Below are 16,695 nucleotides of genomic sequence, written 5' to 3' on the forward strand. Positions count from 1 at the left end.
GCTGATGGGGCGCTCAGGGAAAATAGATGGTCTGAAGCACGACCTGCGTTTTGGGGGAATACCCAAACCCGCGTGCCGTGATTCGGTACATGGTGGACCATTGATTTGCAAATTCCCCGCCCGACGTCACCTGCGATTCGTCAAGATTGATGCGGACATGTTTGCGACGGAAAACTTCAATGATGTATTCAGGCTGCCTGGCCACACTTCGGATCGGTGGCATGCCCGTAAAGGTGCCGAAAGGAACTCCGCCCGTGAAGCTGCAATGCCCCGTGTCCAGCGAAGCTGCCGTGCGGTCAGGCTTCTGAGCCACTGTTTCGTTCCACCGCCCGCCTTTGGACTCTGGCCACCAGGGCTCGGCCACGGACTGATTCGAAGCGGTTGCAACGCTCCAGTTCACCGTGTCGTACTCGGCGTCGGGCTTCGCGCACAAGCCCAGATCGCAGGTGGCGCGAAACATGTTGGGGTTGAACTCGGTCACGCCGCGCGCGCAGGAGGCATTGTCGAGCGCGGTTGCCGACGTGTTCATGATGTCGCGCTCGGCATCGCGCAGGGCCGATTCCGCAGCCTGGCGGGCGGCCTGCTGGTCAATCTGGTTGCGCGCCATGTTTTCGCCCATCATGGATCGCCGAACCGTCCATGCACTGATGGCGGAGATGGCGATCAGCAGAACCATCACCACCACCAGCGCGACCCCTTTCTGCGCGTGGCGCTGCACCCGGCGGCCACCCAGCCCGACCGGGACACCGCAGGCACCGGAATGAATTTCGCGTTGCATGTCTCAGAACGTTTGTTTCAGCGCGTTGCGCAGGCCGAAGACCTGCGTGTAGCGCGTGATGGTGGAGCCGGTCGGCTGATTCTTTGGCGTATCGCTGCAATCAAGATAGGTGCGCGCGGCGCCGGCCTTGTCAGCCAGCCGGGTACCCCCCCCGAGAGTTTGCGTGAGCACGCAGACCCGCACCGCGGTCACGCGCTGCCAACCATTCAATGACTGGCCGTTGACCACAATGGGGGCCAGCGCCCCGACTTCGGTTGCGGTATAGAAACGCGCAGGCGCCAGAGACTGATCGTTCATATAGACGCCGTAAGCAAACCTCAAATCGGACAGACCGGACACGATGGGCTGGTAAGCCGTCGTGTCCGTCTTGCCATGTGGGCTGCGTCCATTTCCGCTGCAGGAAAGACTGAACGACGAGATATCGGACTGATCCAGCGCGATTTTCACTGGCCTCATCGTGTATCGATTGGACACGAACAGCGGCAGTTGAGGCGGCAAATTCTCATTCAGCCCCGTGTGCGGCGTCAGTGGCGGATTGCCGCCGGTATTGAGCTTGCGCACACCGTTGCTGACGTCATCGCCCAGACTGGCACCGGTCCCGGCAACGTTCGCGCCCGTGCAATCGAACCGGGAGCCGACGACATTGGCCATCGAATCACTGGTGAACGAATTGATCACGATCGTGTCGCCCGTGCCGGCAGTTACCGTGCCACAGGTGCTGCTGGCCGTGTCGAATAACGCGCTGTCGCAACCAAAAATCCCGGTCATGAAAGCAGTTGGCGGCCAGCCGGCGGCGGTATTCATCCAGTCGGTCGCCATGCGCGGATCGGCCTGCAGGGGGGGATAGGTGTCGATCATGCCGGTTTGTGACACATGGACGACCATGGGGGAGCGGGAGGCCGGGTAGAACCCGGCGTTGGCAATCTCACGGCCCAACAGCTGGAGTACGTAAACCCCGGTTTCTTGCGCATCGCTGCTGCGCTCCAGCGCGCGATCCGACTGCCGCGTCGCCAGATAAACATACGTTGCTGCCAGCACCAAGACGAGACTGATGGCCAGCGCCACCAGCAATTCCACCATGGTCAGGCCGGCCTGGCCATGAGGCGCCCGCTTCAATAACTTTTTAGGGGTCATGGCACAAACCTGTATCGAGCACACCGCACACCTGCGGGCACATCAGCGTCCTCAGGGCAGCATGATTGCTGAGCGAACCCGGATTCGGTTCCCTTGCAGACCGGTGATTTTTCCAGCGTACGCGCATTCGCCGAATCCTCCGCATCCACCGAACCCTGCTTATCGGTGAATTCCTTGTCGAACCACATCAGCGTTACGTCAAATCCAACGCCTTTATCCCCTTCCAGCCAAGCCGCGCCTTGCGGCAGCAGCGCGCGAACCTGGCGGCGCCACGCCAACATGTCGTAAGTCGCCCTTTCAGAAGGGGTGCAGGTGCTGGTGGTGCAGTCTTTGGCTATGACAAGCGTGTCGGATTGCTGCGCACCCCAATCTTCATCCAGCTTATATGCCGACGGAGTGGTGACGCCGCCGTGTAGGACATTCGTGCCAGCGACGTCGGTATTGATGCGAATACGCTCGCCAATATCGGACACCAGCCCAGACACATTCGCCCGCGCCCAAGTGTTCATCTTGTATTTTGACGATATGGCTTGCAGACCCGCCACACCCAACAAGCCGATGGACATGATAATGATCGCCACCATCATTTCGATGAGGGTAAATCCACTCGAAGACCTCGCGGTTTGCATGATCAATATGTTGCGCACTTTTTATCGCTCGGGATGGTTCGGGTTCGCGCCAGGCTGTCGACGCAAACGTTCTTGGCGTACTGCATGGTCAAGGAATTTCCTGCGCTTTCATAAACCGCATCAAACTCTGCGGCCGACGCCAGAGAGCCCCCCCCTCTCGGGTTGAAAGTAAATCTCCGGACTGCAGTGCCCTGGCTGTTCAGATAATAAGCACCAGATATTCCCACTCGCGCACCGATCAGATTGATCGGCGGACTGGGCGACGCAGGGTCGTTTGGATCCGCGGGGATGTTGTTGGTGGTGGCATCGCACGCAGGATTGAGGAAGATGATCCAGCCCGGCTGCCAATCGGCACCGCCGGTCGCACAGGTCGGATTGCTGTTCGCGGCGCTGCTGCTCATGCACATGGTGACGCAGATGTTCTTGTTCATGGCGGTCGTGCGGGCCTTCATGATGTCGCTCTGGAAATCACTGGTCACAGATTCCAGATTGCGACGCACGATGAAATCGCGGAACGACGGCGCCGCCAAACCTGCCATCACAGCGACCAAAGCCACGGTGACCAGCAGCTCGATCAGGGTGAAGCCGCGTGCGGGCTGACGACGGACAGTAAGCATCATGTGACCATTTTCCTGGTTGCGTAACGCTTTGCTCAAGCCCGCCAAGCCCGCGCAGAGCGCCGTTGGTCGGATATCCGTGCTTTTCCCACAAGGCTGGCGCCGCAGCGAGACGCGCCGAAGCGCGACAATGCGGCCCGCTATGCGCTCATCCTTAAGACATCAACTCGACCGCCACGCCGCCCGCCTGATGGAGTTGGACTTCCTGCTGTCCCGCCCGGACATCATGTCCGACATGGCGCAGTTCATGAAGCTGTCGCGCGAGCACACGGAGGTATCGGCCGTGGCCGATCGATGGGCGCGCTTTCAGCAGCGCGAGCAGGACGTAGCCGCCGCGCAGGACTTGCTGCAAGACCCCGACATGGCCGACATGGCGACCGAGGAAATCGCAGCGGCCCAGGCGGAGCTGGCCGCGCTCGAAGCGGAGCTGCAGCGCATGCTGCTGCCCAAGGATCCGGACGACGCCCGGCCCGCGTTCGTGGAGATTCGAGCGGGCACGGGCGGCGATGAATCTGCGCTGTTTGCGGGCGACCTGGCGCGCATGTACACGCGCTACGCGGCCAACCAGGGCTGGCGCGTGGAGGTGATGAGCGAGTCGCCCGCTGAGCTGGGCGGCTACAAGGAGCTGGTGCTGCGCGTCGACGGGGACAATGTTTACGGCAAGCTCAGGTTTGAATCGGGCGGCCACCGCGTGCAGCGCGTGCCGGCCACGGAGACTCAGGGCCGCATCCACACCAGCGCCGCGACCGTGGCGGTCATGCCCGAGCCGGATGAGGCCGAGGCGATCAAGCTGAACCCGGCGGACCTGCGCATCGACACCTTCCGTGCCAGCGGCGCGGGCGGCCAGCACATCAACAAAACCGATTCGGCGGTGCGGGTGGTGCACTTGCCCACAGGCATCGTGGCCGAGTGTCAGGACGGCCGCAGCCAGCACGCCAACAAGGCGCAGGCCTTGCGGGTGCTGCAGGCAAGGCTACAAGAAAAAGAGCGCACTGAGCGGCTGGCCAAGGAAGCAGCCACGCGCAAGGGGCTGATTGGCAGCGGCGACCGCAGCGACCGCATCCGCACCTACAACTTTCCGCAGGGCCGCCTGACCGACCACCGCATCAACCTGACGCTGTACAAGCTGGGGCTGATCATGGAGGGCGAATTGCAGGACGTGGTGGATGCTCTGCGCGCCGCGCGCGAGGCCGAGCTGATGGCCGAGCTGGAAGTGAACCACTGATACCCAATTGCGTTCAATCCGTCAGAAACCGTTCGCACTGAGCTTGTCGAAGTGCATGCACCGCGCAGGGCTTCGACCCTTCGACAAGCTCAGGACAGGCCAGGCTCAGCCCGAACGGTTCTTATATTTTTGAGGGCGGATTCGTATGAGGGGCGCCTGCGCCTTCAAGCCCCATCGATGCCCCGATGCACCGATGCGTGGGTGGATCGGCCTCGGCATACGGGCGACTTCGTGCATTGCCGGCGCGGGGATCCACCCGCGTTTTGCCGCGTCAGGTGACCCATCGTTGAAACCCAAGCACGCTCTTCCCAAGACAGCGCCTCATGCGAAGATCGCTTCACCGGCGTTCACCGCGCCCACCGCCGCTTCGCGCCTTGCCCCACCGGAGGATTGACCATGCGCCCGACCCATCTTGCCCGCCGCCCGTTCGCGATCGCCGCCCTGGCGACCGCGCCGGTCGTGCTGCTCAGCGCCTGCACGGGCGGCACGCCGTGGGGCGCCATCCCCGAGCGCATCGAGATCCCGGTGCCCGACTTGCGCAAGGCGCCGGAGGTGTTCGACGGCGTGTCGGGTTCCACGCAAGGGTCGTTGCGCGTGGCGCAGCGGGTGCGCAGCGCATTGGCGGCGCAGCCCAGCCTGGCGGGGCTCAACCTGCAAGTTGAAGGGCTGGAAGGCGGCCTGGTGGTGCTGAGCGGCGCCGTGCCGTCTGCCAACGAACGCCAGTTGGCGCTGCAGACGGCGCGCCAAGTGACTGGCGTGACCGGCGTGGTCGACCGGTTGACGGCGCCTTGATCCGTGCCGCTCAAACTGCGCGTGTCGCTGGTTTGTCAGGCTGACTCCGGGCACAGAAATCTGGATAGAAAAGGCGTCTGGCGCCTGTCCATACTGCGCGAGCAGCTATATTTTCGATAGTATTGGGTGCCCGTGAACTCCACCCCCGTCACCATCGCCCAAGCACTGCAAGGCTTGACCGCCACAGGCCTGCCGCGCCTGGAGGCGCAGATGCTGCTGCTGCATGTGCTGAACCAGCCCACGCGCGCGCGCGCCTGGCTGCTGACGCACGATGGTGAACCGCTGCCGGCCGCCGCCGCGCAACGCCTGGCCGCGTTGGCCGAGCGACGACGGGCGGGCGAACCCATCGCCTACCTGGTCGGCCAGAAGGCGTTTCATGGCTTGACGCTGCAGGTAGACGCCCGCGTGCTGGACCCGCGTGACGACACCGAGACGCTGGTCGATTGGGCGCTGGAACTTCTACCCACCACGACCGCAGCCAACGCCAGAGCAAGCGCAAGCGTGCTCGACCTGGGCACAGGCAGCGGTGCCATTGCCCTGGCCGTGGCGCAACAGCGCCCGCACGCGCGCGTGACGGCGGTCGACGCCAGCGCCGACGCCCTGGCCGTCGCCGGCGCCAACGCGCAACGCCTGGGCCTTCCGGTGGCCATGCGCCACGGCAGTTGGTTCGCGCCGGTGGCGGGCGAGCGGTTTGACTTGATTCTGAGCAACCCGCCCTACATCGCCGAGGGCGACGCGCACCTGCCCGCCTTGGCGCATGAGCCGCGCCAGGCCTTGGTCAGCGGCGCCGATGGGCTGGACGACCTGCGCCACATCATCGCGCACGCCCAGGCCCACCTGTGCGCGGGCGGCTGGTTGCTGCTGGAGCACGGCTGGGACCAAGCCGATGCGGTGCAGGGCCTGCTGCACGCGGCGGGTTTCAAGCAAGTGCAAAGCCGGCGCGACCTGGGTGGCCAGCCGCGCTGCACCGGGGGCCAGTGGGCGGAATAGCCAGCCGATCTGTGCTACTAGCGCGTGGGGTTCCGCCTGAGCGGTGTGCGGCGGTGTCCGCATTGCGCCGTTGTGCGCCGCGCTGTCGTCGTCAAGTTTTAAACGCCCAACGCGTGGCGCGGCAGCCCAAACGCCCGGCGCAGGCCCCACGCGTTTACGCAAGCGCCACCTAACGGCGCGACACCGGCCATCGCGCGCGCAAAGGCATGCAGGCATGTAGGCGTGTGCAAAGTCACGCGCCCCGCACGCTCGCCCTGCCCGCTGCTCCTAGCGCCACGAGCTCAACGCCATCTCAGACCGACGGCTCAGCTTCCACCAGCCTCGGGTAGCGCACCGGCAGCAGCGTCTGAAGGCCGAATTCGGCCAGCAGCGCTTTCAGCCGCTCGGCGGCGCTGCGTTTCTTCTGGCCCGTCCAGCGGGCGATGATCAGCTCGTTTTTCAGGCTGTGTTCCCAGCCCACCAGTTCGGTCACCGTCACGCTGTAGCCCTGCGACTCCAGGTACAGGCAGCGCAGCACGTTGGTCAGCTGGCTGCCCATTTCGCGGGTGTGCAGCGGGTGGCGCCACAGCTCGGCCAGCGGCGTGCGTGCCAGTTGCAGGGCCTTGGATTGGCGCAGGCTGGCGGCCAGCTCGGCCTGGCAGCAGGGCACCAGCACCATCGCCTGCGCGTGCTTTTCCAGGCCGAAGGCGATGGCGTCGTCGGTGGCGGTGTCGCAGGCGTGCAGCGCGGTGACGACGTCGATGCGCTCTGGCAACGCCGCATGGTGCGCGGAATCGGCAGCGCTGATGTTGAGGAAGTCCATGCGCGCAAAACCCAGCTGGCGGGCCAGCGCGCGCGAGCGCTCGACCAGCTCGGGCCGCGTTTCGATGCCGAACACGCGGCCGCTGCCGCTGGCTTTCAGGCACAGGTCGTACAGGATGAAGCCGAGGTAAGACTTGCCCGCGCCGTGGTCGGCCAGCGTCAGCTCGGCGCCGTGCGGCGTCAGCTCGGCCATCTGCTTTTCGATGAACTGCACCAGGTGCTCGACCTGCTTGAGCTTGCGGCGCGAATCCTGGTTCAGCCGCCCGTCGCGCGTGAGGATGTGCAGGGCCTTGAGCAGCTCGATGGACTGGCCGGGGCGCAGTTCGGCCTGCAGGGCGGATTCAGTATCTTTTGCGCCTCTGGCGCCGGTGGCACCAGCGCCAGCAGCTATCTTTTTTGAAGTATCTTTGGCGCGATTCGGCCGAGGTGCCTGGGCGCCGGGGTGGGTATTGGTCTTCATGGCGTGCCGCTCAGCGCGCCGATTCGGTCACGCTGGCGCCCACGTCCAGCGCGGCCCAGCCGTCGGCGCCCAGCTTTTCCAGCTTGGCGATGTTGCCTTCGAAGATTTCCTCGGCATCGGGGAAAGCCTCTACCGCGCGGTCGATGCTTTCTTCGCGGATCAGGTGCAGCGTGGGGTACGGCGAGCGGTTGGTGGCGTTGCCAATGTCGTCCTCCTCGGTGCCTGCAAACTGGAACCGCGGGTGAAAGGGCGCCACCTGCAGCACGCCTTCCAGGCCCAGCTCTTCCAGCACGGCGTCGGCCGCGTCCAGGAAATCGTTGAAGGCGAGAAAGTCCGCCATCTGGCGCGGCGCCATCAGCAGCGTGGTTTCGCGTTGGGCAGGGTCGGCCTCGGCCAGGGCGGTCAGCTCGGCTTGCAGTTGCAGCAGCAGCGCTTCGGGCTCGTCGGCGGTGCACACGGCGTAGTGGATCTGGCCCTTGGTGTGCGGTGCCTTGGCGAAGGGGCACAGGTTGAGGCCGATCACGGCACGCTCCAGCCAACGCTGGGTGTCGGCGATGACGGTGTCGCGCAGGGTGTCGTCGTTCATGGGTGGCGTGGGGTGGTGGGGGCTCAGGTGGCGTGCCGCTGCGCAGGCGCTGCGTGCAAACCGGCTGATTGCTATATTTTGGATAGCTGCCAGCGCTGGTTGCACCGGCGCCAGAGGCTATTTCACCCAGATTGTGCCAGCCGCCGGCCTATCAAGCCCGCCAGCACGGCGCCCGCCACGCAGCACGCGGCCGTCAGCACCCAGGTGAACTGCCATCCGCCCACCCAGCCGGCGAAGGCCGCCACCAGCGGCGGGCCGCACACCTGGCCCACGGCCGACAGCTGCTGCATCCAACCCACCGTGGTGGCGATGCGCCCTTCGCCCGGCGCCAGGCGCGGGGCGAGGCCGAAGAGCGTGCCGGGAATCAGGCCGCCCACCGCCGAGAACAGCACAGCGCCCAGGTAACGCGGCACGGGCCAGGCGGCCGTCAGCTCGGCGAAGGCCATCACGCCGCCCAGCGCCATGGCGGCAAAGCCGATCCACAGCAACACCGGCGCCGCCACGCCGCGCGACAGCAGGCGCCCTGCCGCCACGTTGCCGATGATGTTGGCGCCCGCGACGCCGGCCGTCAGCAGCGCGCCCAGCGCCCCGCCCCAGCCGGCCCGCTGGTACAGCGAAGGCAGAAACCCCACCACGGCCAGCCACTGCGACGAATACACCATGAAGCTGAGCGCCAAGAGCCAGGGGCCTGCGGCGGCCAGGGTGCCGGTCAGGCGGGGCGGCCACGGCTCGCCCGCAGCCGTGCTGGCGCGGCGCGGGGGGTCGGCGGGCACTTTCGCGCTCATCCACAGCGCCATCAGCGCAGAAAACGCGGCCACCACCCACCACCAGCCCTGCCACCCGGCCGCCGGAATCACCGCCGGGCCCAGCAGCAGCGCGGCGGCGGTGCCAAACGGCATGTACGCACCCCAGAACCCGAGCATGCGCGTGAGCTGGCTGGGCGGCAGGCTGCGCCTGATCAGGCTGGGCCCCGGCACGGTGACCAGCAGCACACCCACGCCTTCCACCGCGCGCAGCGCCAGCAGCCCGGCCGCGCTCTGCGCAAAGCCTCCGGCCAGCCCGGCCAGCGCGAGCAGCCACAGCCCGCCGATCACGCAACGGCGCAGGCCCAGCCCTTCGGCCATCAGCCCGGCCACCAGCCCCAGCGCCATCGACGCCAGCTGCACCAGCGAAAGCAGGAAACCTGCCTGCACGAAGGTCAGCCCCAGCGCGGCCTGCAGCGCCGGAATCGCGGGCGGCAGCTTGCCCACGTACAGCGCCGCGGCCACCCCGGCAAGGATGACGATCCAGGCGGTCAGGCCGCTGCGGGTGGGCGCACCGGGCGCGGCGCGGGTGGCTTGTGAGGGTGTAGGGTTGGCGGCGGTCATGGCGGAGGTGGGGTTGGCGCTCGGCAGGGCTCGGCTGGCGCGAGTGTGCCGGCAACGGCGCACCGCACCGGCGACAGGGGTATGTCGGGCGTTGCAGGCGAGTGTCGCTTGGCGCCGCGCCCTGCTGCGCGGATGGTCGGCCGGAGAGCGCCGCCGCTGGCCGACCAGCCTGTGTCATGCGTTGGCAGCGGTAGGCGGGGCGTCGCCCTGGCAAATCCAGGTCCAGTCAGTCCGCCAGCGCACCCACCTTGGTCGTGTGCCTGATCAACTCAACAGCCGCCGGCCCGTCAGCCGCTCATGTTCGCGCAGCGCGAAGCGGTCGGTCATGCCGGCGATGTAGTCCGCCACGGCGCGCTCTCGGTCGGCGCGCCCGGCGAAGCTGGGACGCAGCTCGCCGGGGCGCTGCCGATAGGCGTCGAACAGCTCGCGCACCACCTGGCGGCCCTGCGCCGTGGTGTCGATCACCTGCGGGTGGCGGTACAGGTTGGCGAACAAGAAACGCTTGAGCACGGCGGATTGTTCGCGCATCGCGGCGCTGAACTGAACCAGCGGCGCGGCGCGGCGCGCCTCGTCCGCGCTGGCCACGCCGGCCGCGGCGACGGCGGCGCCGGTGGCGGCCACCACGTCGTACACCTGCTCCGACAGCATGCGGCGGATGGCCTCGTACAACACGCGGCGGCCGTGCAGCGCGGGGAAGTCGCGACGCACCGTGGCCATTGCGCGCGCAAACAGCGGCACCGCTTCCAACTGCGCCAGCGTGAGCAGGCCCGAGCGCACGCCGTCGTCGATGTCGTGCGCGTTGTAGGCGATTTCGTCGGCCAGGTTGGCCAGTTGCGCTTCCAGGCTGGGCTGCGTGCGCTGCAGAAATCGGTGCGCCACGCCACCGGGCTCGGCCGCTTCCAGCCGGCGCGCATTGGCCAGCGAGCAGTGTTTGAGGATGCCCTCGCGTGCCTCAAAGGTCAGGTTCAGCCCGTCGTAATCGGGGTAGCGGTGTTCCAGCTGATCGACCACGCGCAGGCTTTGCAGGTTGTGCTCAAAGCCGCCGAAATCGGCCATGCATTCGTTCAGCGCGTCCTGCCCCGCGTGGCCGAACGGGGTGTGCCCCAGGTCGTGCGCCAGCGCAATGGCCTCCACCAGGTCTTCGTGCAGGCCCAATGGCCGGGCGATGGACCGGGCCAGCTGCGCCACCTCCAGCGAATGCGTCATGCGCGTGCGAAACAGGTCGCCTTCGTGGTTGACGAACACCTGCGTCTTGTAGACCAGCCGCCGAAACGCCGTGGAATGCACGATGCGATCACGATCACGCTGGAACTCATTGCGCGTAGGCGCTGGCGGCGTGGGGTGAAGGCGCCCGCGCGACGCGGCGGGGTGGCTGGCGTAGGGCGCGAGTTGGCCCTGCGTGCCGGGTGGCGCGGTGTGCGATGCGCCATTTGGCGCGCCGTGCGCGGCCAGCGATAGCGGGTTAGGAATATCGGTCAAATCACCCTCTGGCGCCCGTCCAATGAGCGCGAGCAGCTATCAAAAACATACTAAACGTCTGCGCAGCGCTGTCTTCACGCTGCCGCAGCTTGCCTGCGCAGATAGCTGCAACCCACCTTGCACTGCCTGCGCGGGCCACGTCACGACTTGGCCATCCGCAAGCACTGCGAACACATGCTGGCCGCCCCGGCGCCCGCGTCAGGTGCACCGGTCGATCACCTGCCGCACCAGCGCATCGGGCGCGGCGCACACGGCGGCTCGGCCGGGGCCGTCGATGACGACGAAGCGGATGTCGCCGCCCTCGGCCTTCTTGTCCACGCGCATCAAATCAAGGTAGCGGCCGGCGTTGTCCACCGGATCGATCACGGCGCCGCGCGTGGGCAAGCCGGCGCGGTCGATCAGCGCGGTCAGGCGCTGCACGAAGGCGGTATCCACCCGGCCCAGCTCGCGCGACAGCTCGGCCGCCATCACCATGCCCGCGCCCACGGCCTCGCCGTGCAGCCACGCGCCGTAGCCCATGCCCGCCTCGATCGCATGGCCAAAGGTGTGGCCGAAGTTGAGGATGGCGCGCAGGCCGGATTCGCGCTCATCCTGGCCCACCACATGCGCCTTGATCTCACAGCTGCGCCGCACGGCGTGCGCCAGGGCGGTGCGGTCGCACGCGCGCAGCGCATCGACGTTCGCCTCGATCCAGTCCAGAAACGCCATGTCGGCGATCGGGCCGTACTTGATCACCTCTGCGAGGCCAGCCGACAGCTCGCGCGGCGGCAGGGTCTTGAGCACGTCCAGATCGCACACCACCACCTGCGGCTGGTAGAAAGCGCCGATCATGTTCTTGCCCAGCGGGTGGTTGATGGCCGTTTTGCCCCCCACCGACGAATCGACCTGCGCCAGCAAGGTGGTCGGCACCTGCACGAAGGGCACGCCGCGCATGTAGCTGGCCGCCGCAAACCCCGTCATATCGCCGACGACACCGCCGCCCAGGGCGTAGAGCACCGTCTTGCGGTCAGCGCCATGCGCCAGCAGGTCATCAAAGACCAGGTTGAGCGTTTCCCAAGTCTTGTACTGCTCGCCATCGGGCAAGGCCAGCACGCGCACGCTCGCATGGCGCGACTGCAGCGCCCGGAGCAGCCGCTCGGCATACAGCGGGGCGACGGTGGTGTTGCTGACGACCAAGGCGCTGCTGCCCGCGCCAGCGCGATCAAACGATGCGGCGTGGTCAAGCAGGCCCGCGCCGATCAGGATGGGGTAGCTGCGCTCATCCAGCGCAATCTCAACGGTTTGGGTTTCAGAAGTCAAGGCCATGGCGCTAGTGTAGGAGGTGGCGACCGCGACACATGCGGTGGCGAATGGGAGCGGCCTAACTACCGACGTCGCCAGCGGAGCCTGTGCCCGGCTGACCGCCAAGAGCGCCGCCCTCGGCGAGCTCCAGCTGCATCATGATGCGATTGACCAGCATGGAAAGCGAAGAGCCGTGGGTGTCGATCACGAAGTGCGCGCACTCGCGGTACAGCGGATCACGTTCGGCATACAGCGCCCGCAGCCGCTTGAGCGGGTCCGCCACCTGAAGCAAAGGACGCTTCGTGTCGTTCTTGAGCCTGCGGCACAGCGCCTCGGGGGAAGACCGGAGGTAAATCACCGTGCCACGCTCTTTAAGCCGCTGACGGTTGACTTCTCGAAGCACTGCACCGCCACCGGTGGACAGGACAATTCCTGCGGTACGCGAAAGCGAATCGAGCACCTCTTCTTCGCGATCGCGAAACGCACCTTCGCCTTCTGCCTCGAAATACTCACGGACGGTGCAACCAAGCTGGGCCTCAATTTCATGATCCGAGTCCTTCCAGACGCAATCCATCCGACGAGCAACTGCCCGCCCCACAGAGGACTTTCCGCTTCCGGGAAGACCTACCAACACGACTGTGAATAAACATGTCACCGTTCTAGCCACCTAGGTTAAGCACATGCGCACGGGGCGCCCACGAAGAGAAACATGGGCAGCAAACGCTGTCGGCTACGCGCCAGATTGAGCATGCGGAGCGCGCGGTAAAACCCATTTGGCACGATCTAAAAGAAAACCGCCAGCCCACAAAACGCGAGCTGGCGGAATTGGTTCGACACCGCGACCTGCGTCGGCCGCACAGGCTTAGCCGACGCAGAACACGCAGGCCTTAGGGCGTCGTTGTCGCTGTGGGGTTTGTCACCGAAACTGTCATATTGGCGACGACCACGATTCCGTCACCATCGGTCACTTGGATAACGATCGGGTAGCTACCAGCGGTGTTGATGGCGCCGCTCAAGATACCGGTGTCGCCATTCAGGAACAATCCAGTGGGCAACGCCACCGGTGCGCCCCATTTATAAGGCGACTTGCCGCCACTTGCACTCAAGGCAAACGCGAAGCTGGTGCCCTTCGTCACAGACAGGCTGCTCGAATTGATCGTCAGCGGTTTGCAATCACCAGCTTGCACGTCAACCGTCAGCGTCGTCACCTGCGAAGAACCGTTGGCGTCGGTCACCTGAACAGCAACCTGGTAGCTTCCCGCGCCAGCGCCGTTCACCAGCACCGGGACACCTGTCACCAAACCGTCAGGAGTCAGGCTCAATCCAGCCGGCATCTTTCCGACCACGGACCATTGATACGGAGGCAACCCATCAGAAGCGACCAACGGAGTGGAGACTTCCTGGCGGCACGTTGCGGTCACCGATTGCGCCTGCACCGACAGAGGCTTCTGCGCGATGCCATTCACCACCGGAATGACCATCCGCTGAATGATCGGATCCTGAATACCATTCGCGACATTGTTGTCAGCACGGTCTGCAACAAGCACCAAGGTGATCACACCAATGTTCGAACCGCTAGAGAGGCTGAAATCGGCAATACCATTTCGAGTGTTAGTCATAATGACTGTCCCCGACTGACGATCCCGAATCAAGCGCGCACCTGCCGCGGCGTCACTAGCTTGAATATAGACCTGTAGGTTAGGTGTAGACGTATCAGCAACCCATTGTCCCACTTCGTCGCGAAGCATCGCCTGCAAGCTGACGGTATTTCGGACGTTGTTAGGATTGTTCTGCGCGCCAAGATAACCGGAAGCAGCCTCAAGAGCCACACTTGCGGGCATGCCAACCGCAGGCGCCCCGCCGTTGCCCACGACGATTTGCACACTCGTTGCCGAAACCTGATTATCCCGGGGGTTAGTGATGGAGCACGTTATAGTTGCCACACCCCGGGTGTTACCAGCATGGAAATGAAAAGAGTTTCCACCAGAGTTAGAGTCCAGCGTAATACTCCGATATGCATTTGGAACTTTCTGTCCATTGACATCAGTTTCATGCGCTGGATCGCCATCTAGATAATAAAGAGCACCAACATTCACGCCGGCATCGATGTTACATGCAAAGGCATCTTTCGTTCCGATGATGGGGTTCCCACCTTCGGTCGCAGTCACATGAAGCACCGTGGTGTAGGGAGCGTTGGTGCCAATACTCGGCCCAATATTTCCGATATTGACCGGCAGCGCTACGGTGTCTGCACGCAGTGAAATTTTATATTCCAGTTGCGTATTCCCGGCGCTCCCCCCACCGCCACCGCATCCTGCGAGCAGCGCAGCGAGACTCAGACCCAATGCCATTCCGAGCTTCTTCACAGCAAATCCCCTTTTAAACAAACCAAGCCACACAAACGACACGCATCAACGAACCGCACCGTAATCAGAAATCATCTTAGGTGTAATAAAAACCAACATTTCAGTTTTGCTGGCCTGACGAGTTCGCTGCTTAAACAAATTTCCAACCGCGGGGATATCACCCAATAACGGAACCTTGTTTTCCTGCTCTTTCTCGTTCAACTCAAAAATGCCTCCGATCACGACGGTTCCACCGTTTTCGACAAGAACTTGAGTTTTCACTCGCTTCGTATCAATAGACATTGCGCCGGCAACCAGGCCGCCAGGACTGTCTTTGTTCACATCGAGGTCAAGAATGATATTGCCTTCTGGCGTGATCTGCGGCGTGACTTCCAGCTTGAGCACCGCCTTACGGAAGGCAACGGAAGTCGCACCACTGGATGTAGCCTGCTGATATGCATACTCCGTTCCCTGTTCGATGACGGCCTTGATCTGATCGGCGGTCACGACGCGGGGGCTGGAAACCACCTTGCCCTTGCCATCCGCCTCCAACGCAGACAACTCCAGGTTCAGGAACCTGTTTGCGGCCGAGCTGAACAAGGATATCGCGAAGTTGGCGGGTGAAACCCCGGCAAGCCCTGACGCAGGAAGGTTCAGAAACTGGGAGGAATCCGATGTCAGGCCCCCTGACGCAAAGGCACCCGTAGTCGCGCCAACTGCGTTGTAATTGCCTCCGATGGCGACTCGGTTCCCACCGCCGACCGCATAGCCGGCATCACCGCCACGTACGCCGCGCATGTCCGCCGAACCGAGCTTGACGCCCAGCGACTTGCCGAACGTGTCCGATGCCTCAACGATGCGCGCCTCGATCAGCACTTGTCGCATCGGGACGTCCAGCTTGGCAATCATCTCCTGAATCTGTTCAAGCCGCGACGGAATGTCCGACACGAAGAGTTGATTGGTTCGAGGCTCTGCGATAACGGAGCCGCGCTGGCTCAAAAGGCTGTTGCTGGATGCACCGGACGATCCGCCGCCTCCTGCCGAGCCGCCGGAAGACGACGTGAGCTGCGTTGCAATATCCGCAGCTTTGGTGTAGTTCAGCTGGAACGACTGCGTTCTCAAGGGTTCCAGGTTACGAATTGCCGCTTGCGCCTCCAATTCAGCTTTTTCTTTGGCTGCCAGCTCTTCCTTAGGCGCAATTTGCAACACATTTCCGGTGCGCTTCATCCCCAAACTTTTGGCCTGAAGAATAATATCCAGCGCTTGGTCCCACGGAACATCCTTGAGGCGCAATGTTAAATTCCCCTGAACCGTGTCAGACGTTACTATGTTGAAATTGGTGAAATCAGCAATGACCTGAAGAAGAGATCGGACATCAATATTCTGAAAGTTAAGCGACAGTTTTTCCCCGCGGAACCCGGGCCCCTGACCCAGCTTGCTTCCAGTAGCCTTTTGCTGGCGCACCTCAATAACCAGTTGGTTGTCGCTCTGGTAAGCGCTATGCTCCCACTGACCCTTGGGTTCAATCACCATTCGAACACGGTCGCCCGACTGAGTAGTCGAGATAGTTTGCACCGGCGTACCGAAATCGCTTACATCCAACCTGCGGCGTAGGCCTTCAGGGAGGCTTGTTTTCAGGAATTCGACGACAAGGGAGGAACCTTGCTGCTTGATATCAACACCGACTTGATTGTTCGCAAGATCAACGACAACACGACCCGCGTTATCTACTCCCCGCCGGAAATCAACGTCCTTCAGAGGTAGCGCAGCAGGATTTCGGCTCTCCGAGAACACTTGCGTCACGGGATTCGACGCGGCAGCAGGGGTAGCGACTGCGACCGGCTCAAGCGTGACGAAGACACTGCGACCATGTAGTTCCGCACGATAGGTGGTTGGGCGGTTCAAGCTCAACACAACGCGCGTGCGGTCGGAAGCTTGAGCGACGTTAGCGGCGCGCAGGTTGCCTTGGTTGAGTTCAACCGTGGATTGGCTCAGGCCACTTACGACACCGGGAAAATCGAGTGCGATTCGAGCCGGCGACTGCACTGCGAACCCGGCTGGCAATGCGCTCAGGGGCTCGGACATGTCAATCCGCACCGTTTCCGTGCCACTTTGGATGGAACTGGTGATGGATTGAATCGTGACTTGCGCGTACGCGCCGCCCGCAAGCGCGAGCCAACTGATACCGACAACGGCTCTACGCACCATGCC

At 63.9% G+C, this 16,695-nt stretch carries 15 protein-coding genes; 3 read left to right on the forward strand and 12 right to left on the reverse strand.

All coding sequences use genetic code 11. The features are described from left to right. Positions 1–13 precede the first annotated feature (13 nt). Genes C6570_RS16850 through C6570_RS16865 form a run of 4 tightly spaced genes read right to left on the reverse strand, consistent with a single transcriptional unit; the run spans position 14 to position 3,161 of the window. The gene (locus C6570_RS16850; RefSeq protein WP_106704250.1) at positions 14–778 is read right to left on the reverse strand and encodes a pilus assembly PilX family protein; all 765 of its coding nucleotides are present in this window, start codon (positions 776–778) and stop codon (positions 14–16) included. Between the two features lie 3 nt (positions 779–781). Beyond that, positions 782–1,912 (reverse strand): PilW family protein, encoded by a 1,131-nt coding sequence (locus C6570_RS16855; RefSeq protein WP_106704251.1) that lies wholly within the window; start codon positions 1,910–1,912, stop codon positions 782–784. Continuing rightward, positions 1,909–2,541, reverse strand: a complete 633-nt coding sequence (gene pilV, locus C6570_RS16860; RefSeq protein WP_106704252.1) for a type IV pilus modification protein PilV — start codon at positions 2,539–2,541, stop codon at positions 1,909–1,911. The genes C6570_RS16855 and pilV overlap by 4 nt, the downstream gene beginning before the upstream one ends. A gap of 2 nt (positions 2,542–2,543) precedes the next feature. Next, on the reverse strand, positions 2,544–3,161 hold the full coding sequence (locus C6570_RS16865; RefSeq protein WP_106704253.1) for a GspH/FimT family pseudopilin: 618 nt from the start codon (positions 3,159–3,161) through the stop codon (positions 2,544–2,546). A 139-nt stretch (positions 3,162–3,300) separates the two neighbouring features. Between C6570_RS16865 and prfA the strand changes: the two genes are divergently transcribed. The 3 genes from prfA (at position 3,301) to prmC (ending at position 6,165) form a co-directional block, all read left to right on the forward strand. After that, positions 3,301–4,383, forward strand: a complete 1,083-nt coding sequence (gene prfA / locus C6570_RS16870) for a peptide chain release factor 1 (protein ID WP_106704254.1) — start codon at positions 3,301–3,303, stop codon at positions 4,381–4,383. A 396-nt stretch (positions 4,384–4,779) separates the two neighbouring features. Continuing rightward, positions 4,780–5,175 (forward strand): BON domain-containing protein, encoded by a 396-nt coding sequence (locus C6570_RS16875; RefSeq protein ID WP_106704255.1) that lies wholly within the window; start codon positions 4,780–4,782, stop codon positions 5,173–5,175. A 132-nt stretch (positions 5,176–5,307) separates the two neighbouring features. After that, positions 5,308–6,165: a peptide chain release factor N(5)-glutamine methyltransferase gene (gene prmC, locus C6570_RS16880; RefSeq protein ID WP_106704256.1), complete on the forward strand. Its 858-nt coding sequence runs from the start codon at positions 5,308–5,310 to the stop codon at positions 6,163–6,165. A gap of 292 nt (positions 6,166–6,457) precedes the next feature. On the opposite strand, the gene C6570_RS16885 is transcribed toward prmC, so the two are convergent. The 8 genes from C6570_RS16885 to C6570_RS16920 form a co-directional block, all read right to left on the reverse strand. Then, positions 6,458–7,426, reverse strand: coding sequence for a class I SAM-dependent methyltransferase (locus C6570_RS16885; protein WP_106704257.1), 969 nt, complete (start codon positions 7,424–7,426; stop codon positions 6,458–6,460). A 10-nt stretch (positions 7,427–7,436) separates the two neighbouring features. Beyond that, entirely contained in the window at positions 7,437–8,012 is a 576-nt protein-coding gene (locus C6570_RS16890; protein WP_106704258.1) for a DUF1415 domain-containing protein, read from the reverse strand. 122 nt (positions 8,013–8,134) lie between these two features. Then, positions 8,135–9,379 (reverse strand): MFS transporter, encoded by a 1,245-nt coding sequence (locus C6570_RS16895; protein ID WP_106704259.1) that lies wholly within the window; start codon positions 9,377–9,379, stop codon positions 8,135–8,137. 264 nt (positions 9,380–9,643) lie between these two features. Beyond that, complete coding sequence (locus tag C6570_RS16900; protein WP_425437900.1) at positions 9,644–10,858, reverse strand: deoxyguanosinetriphosphate triphosphohydrolase; 1,215 nt, start codon at positions 10,856–10,858, stop codon at positions 9,644–9,646. A gap of 198 nt (positions 10,859–11,056) precedes the next feature. Continuing rightward, complete coding sequence (aroB, locus tag C6570_RS16905; protein ID WP_106704260.1) at positions 11,057–12,163, reverse strand: 3-dehydroquinate synthase; 1,107 nt, start codon at positions 12,161–12,163, stop codon at positions 11,057–11,059. A gap of 55 nt (positions 12,164–12,218) precedes the next feature. Further along, on the reverse strand, positions 12,219–12,794 hold the full coding sequence (locus tag C6570_RS16910; RefSeq protein ID WP_106704775.1) for a shikimate kinase: 576 nt from the start codon (positions 12,792–12,794) through the stop codon (positions 12,219–12,221). Between the two features lie 232 nt (positions 12,795–13,026). Further along, a complete protein-coding gene (locus tag C6570_RS16915; protein WP_123812289.1) occupies positions 13,027–14,547 on the reverse strand; it encodes an Ig domain-containing protein in 1,521 nt (506 codons plus the stop codon). A gap of 3 nt (positions 14,548–14,550) precedes the next feature. Continuing rightward, positions 14,551–16,692 (reverse strand): type IV pilus secretin PilQ, encoded by a 2,142-nt coding sequence (locus C6570_RS16920; RefSeq protein ID WP_106704262.1) that lies wholly within the window; start codon positions 16,690–16,692, stop codon positions 14,551–14,553. Positions 16,693–16,695 lie beyond the last annotated feature (3 nt).

Source organism: Ottowia oryzae (genome assembly GCF_003008535.1).
In the GTDB taxonomy this organism is placed as follows: Bacteria; Pseudomonadota; Gammaproteobacteria; order Burkholderiales; family Burkholderiaceae_C; genus Ottowia; species Ottowia oryzae.

Coding starts and splice junctions, on each gene's coding strand:
- C6570_RS16890 (WP_106704258.1), bottom strand. CDS start 8,012: ATGAACGACGACACCCTGCGCGACACCGTCATCGCCGACACCCAGCGT.
- C6570_RS16920 (WP_106704262.1), bottom strand. CDS start 16,692: ATGGTGCGTAGAGCCGTTGTCGGTATCAGTTGGCTCGCGCTTGCGGGC.
- C6570_RS16895 (WP_106704259.1), bottom strand. CDS start 9,379: ATGACCGCCGCCAACCCTACACCCTCACAAGCCACCCGCGCCGCGCCC.
- pilV (WP_106704252.1), bottom strand. CDS start 2,541: ATGCAAACCGCGAGGTCTTCGAGTGGATTTACCCTCATCGAAATGATG.
- prfA (WP_106704254.1), top strand. CDS start 3,301: ATGCGCTCATCCTTAAGACATCAACTCGACCGCCACGCCGCCCGCCTG.
- aroB (WP_106704260.1), bottom strand. CDS start 12,163: ATGGCCTTGACTTCTGAAACCCAAACCGTTGAGATTGCGCTGGATGAG.
- C6570_RS16850 (WP_106704250.1), bottom strand. CDS start 778: ATGCAACGCGAAATTCATTCCGGTGCCTGCGGTGTCCCGGTCGGGCTG.
- C6570_RS16875 (WP_106704255.1), top strand. CDS start 4,780: ATGCGCCCGACCCATCTTGCCCGCCGCCCGTTCGCGATCGCCGCCCTG.
- C6570_RS16885 (WP_106704257.1), bottom strand. CDS start 7,426: ATGAAGACCAATACCCACCCCGGCGCCCAGGCACCTCGGCCGAATCGC.
- C6570_RS16855 (WP_106704251.1), bottom strand. CDS start 1,912: ATGACCCCTAAAAAGTTATTGAAGCGGGCGCCTCATGGCCAGGCCGGC.
- C6570_RS16865 (WP_106704253.1), bottom strand. CDS start 3,161: ATGATGCTTACTGTCCGTCGTCAGCCCGCACGCGGCTTCACCCTGATC.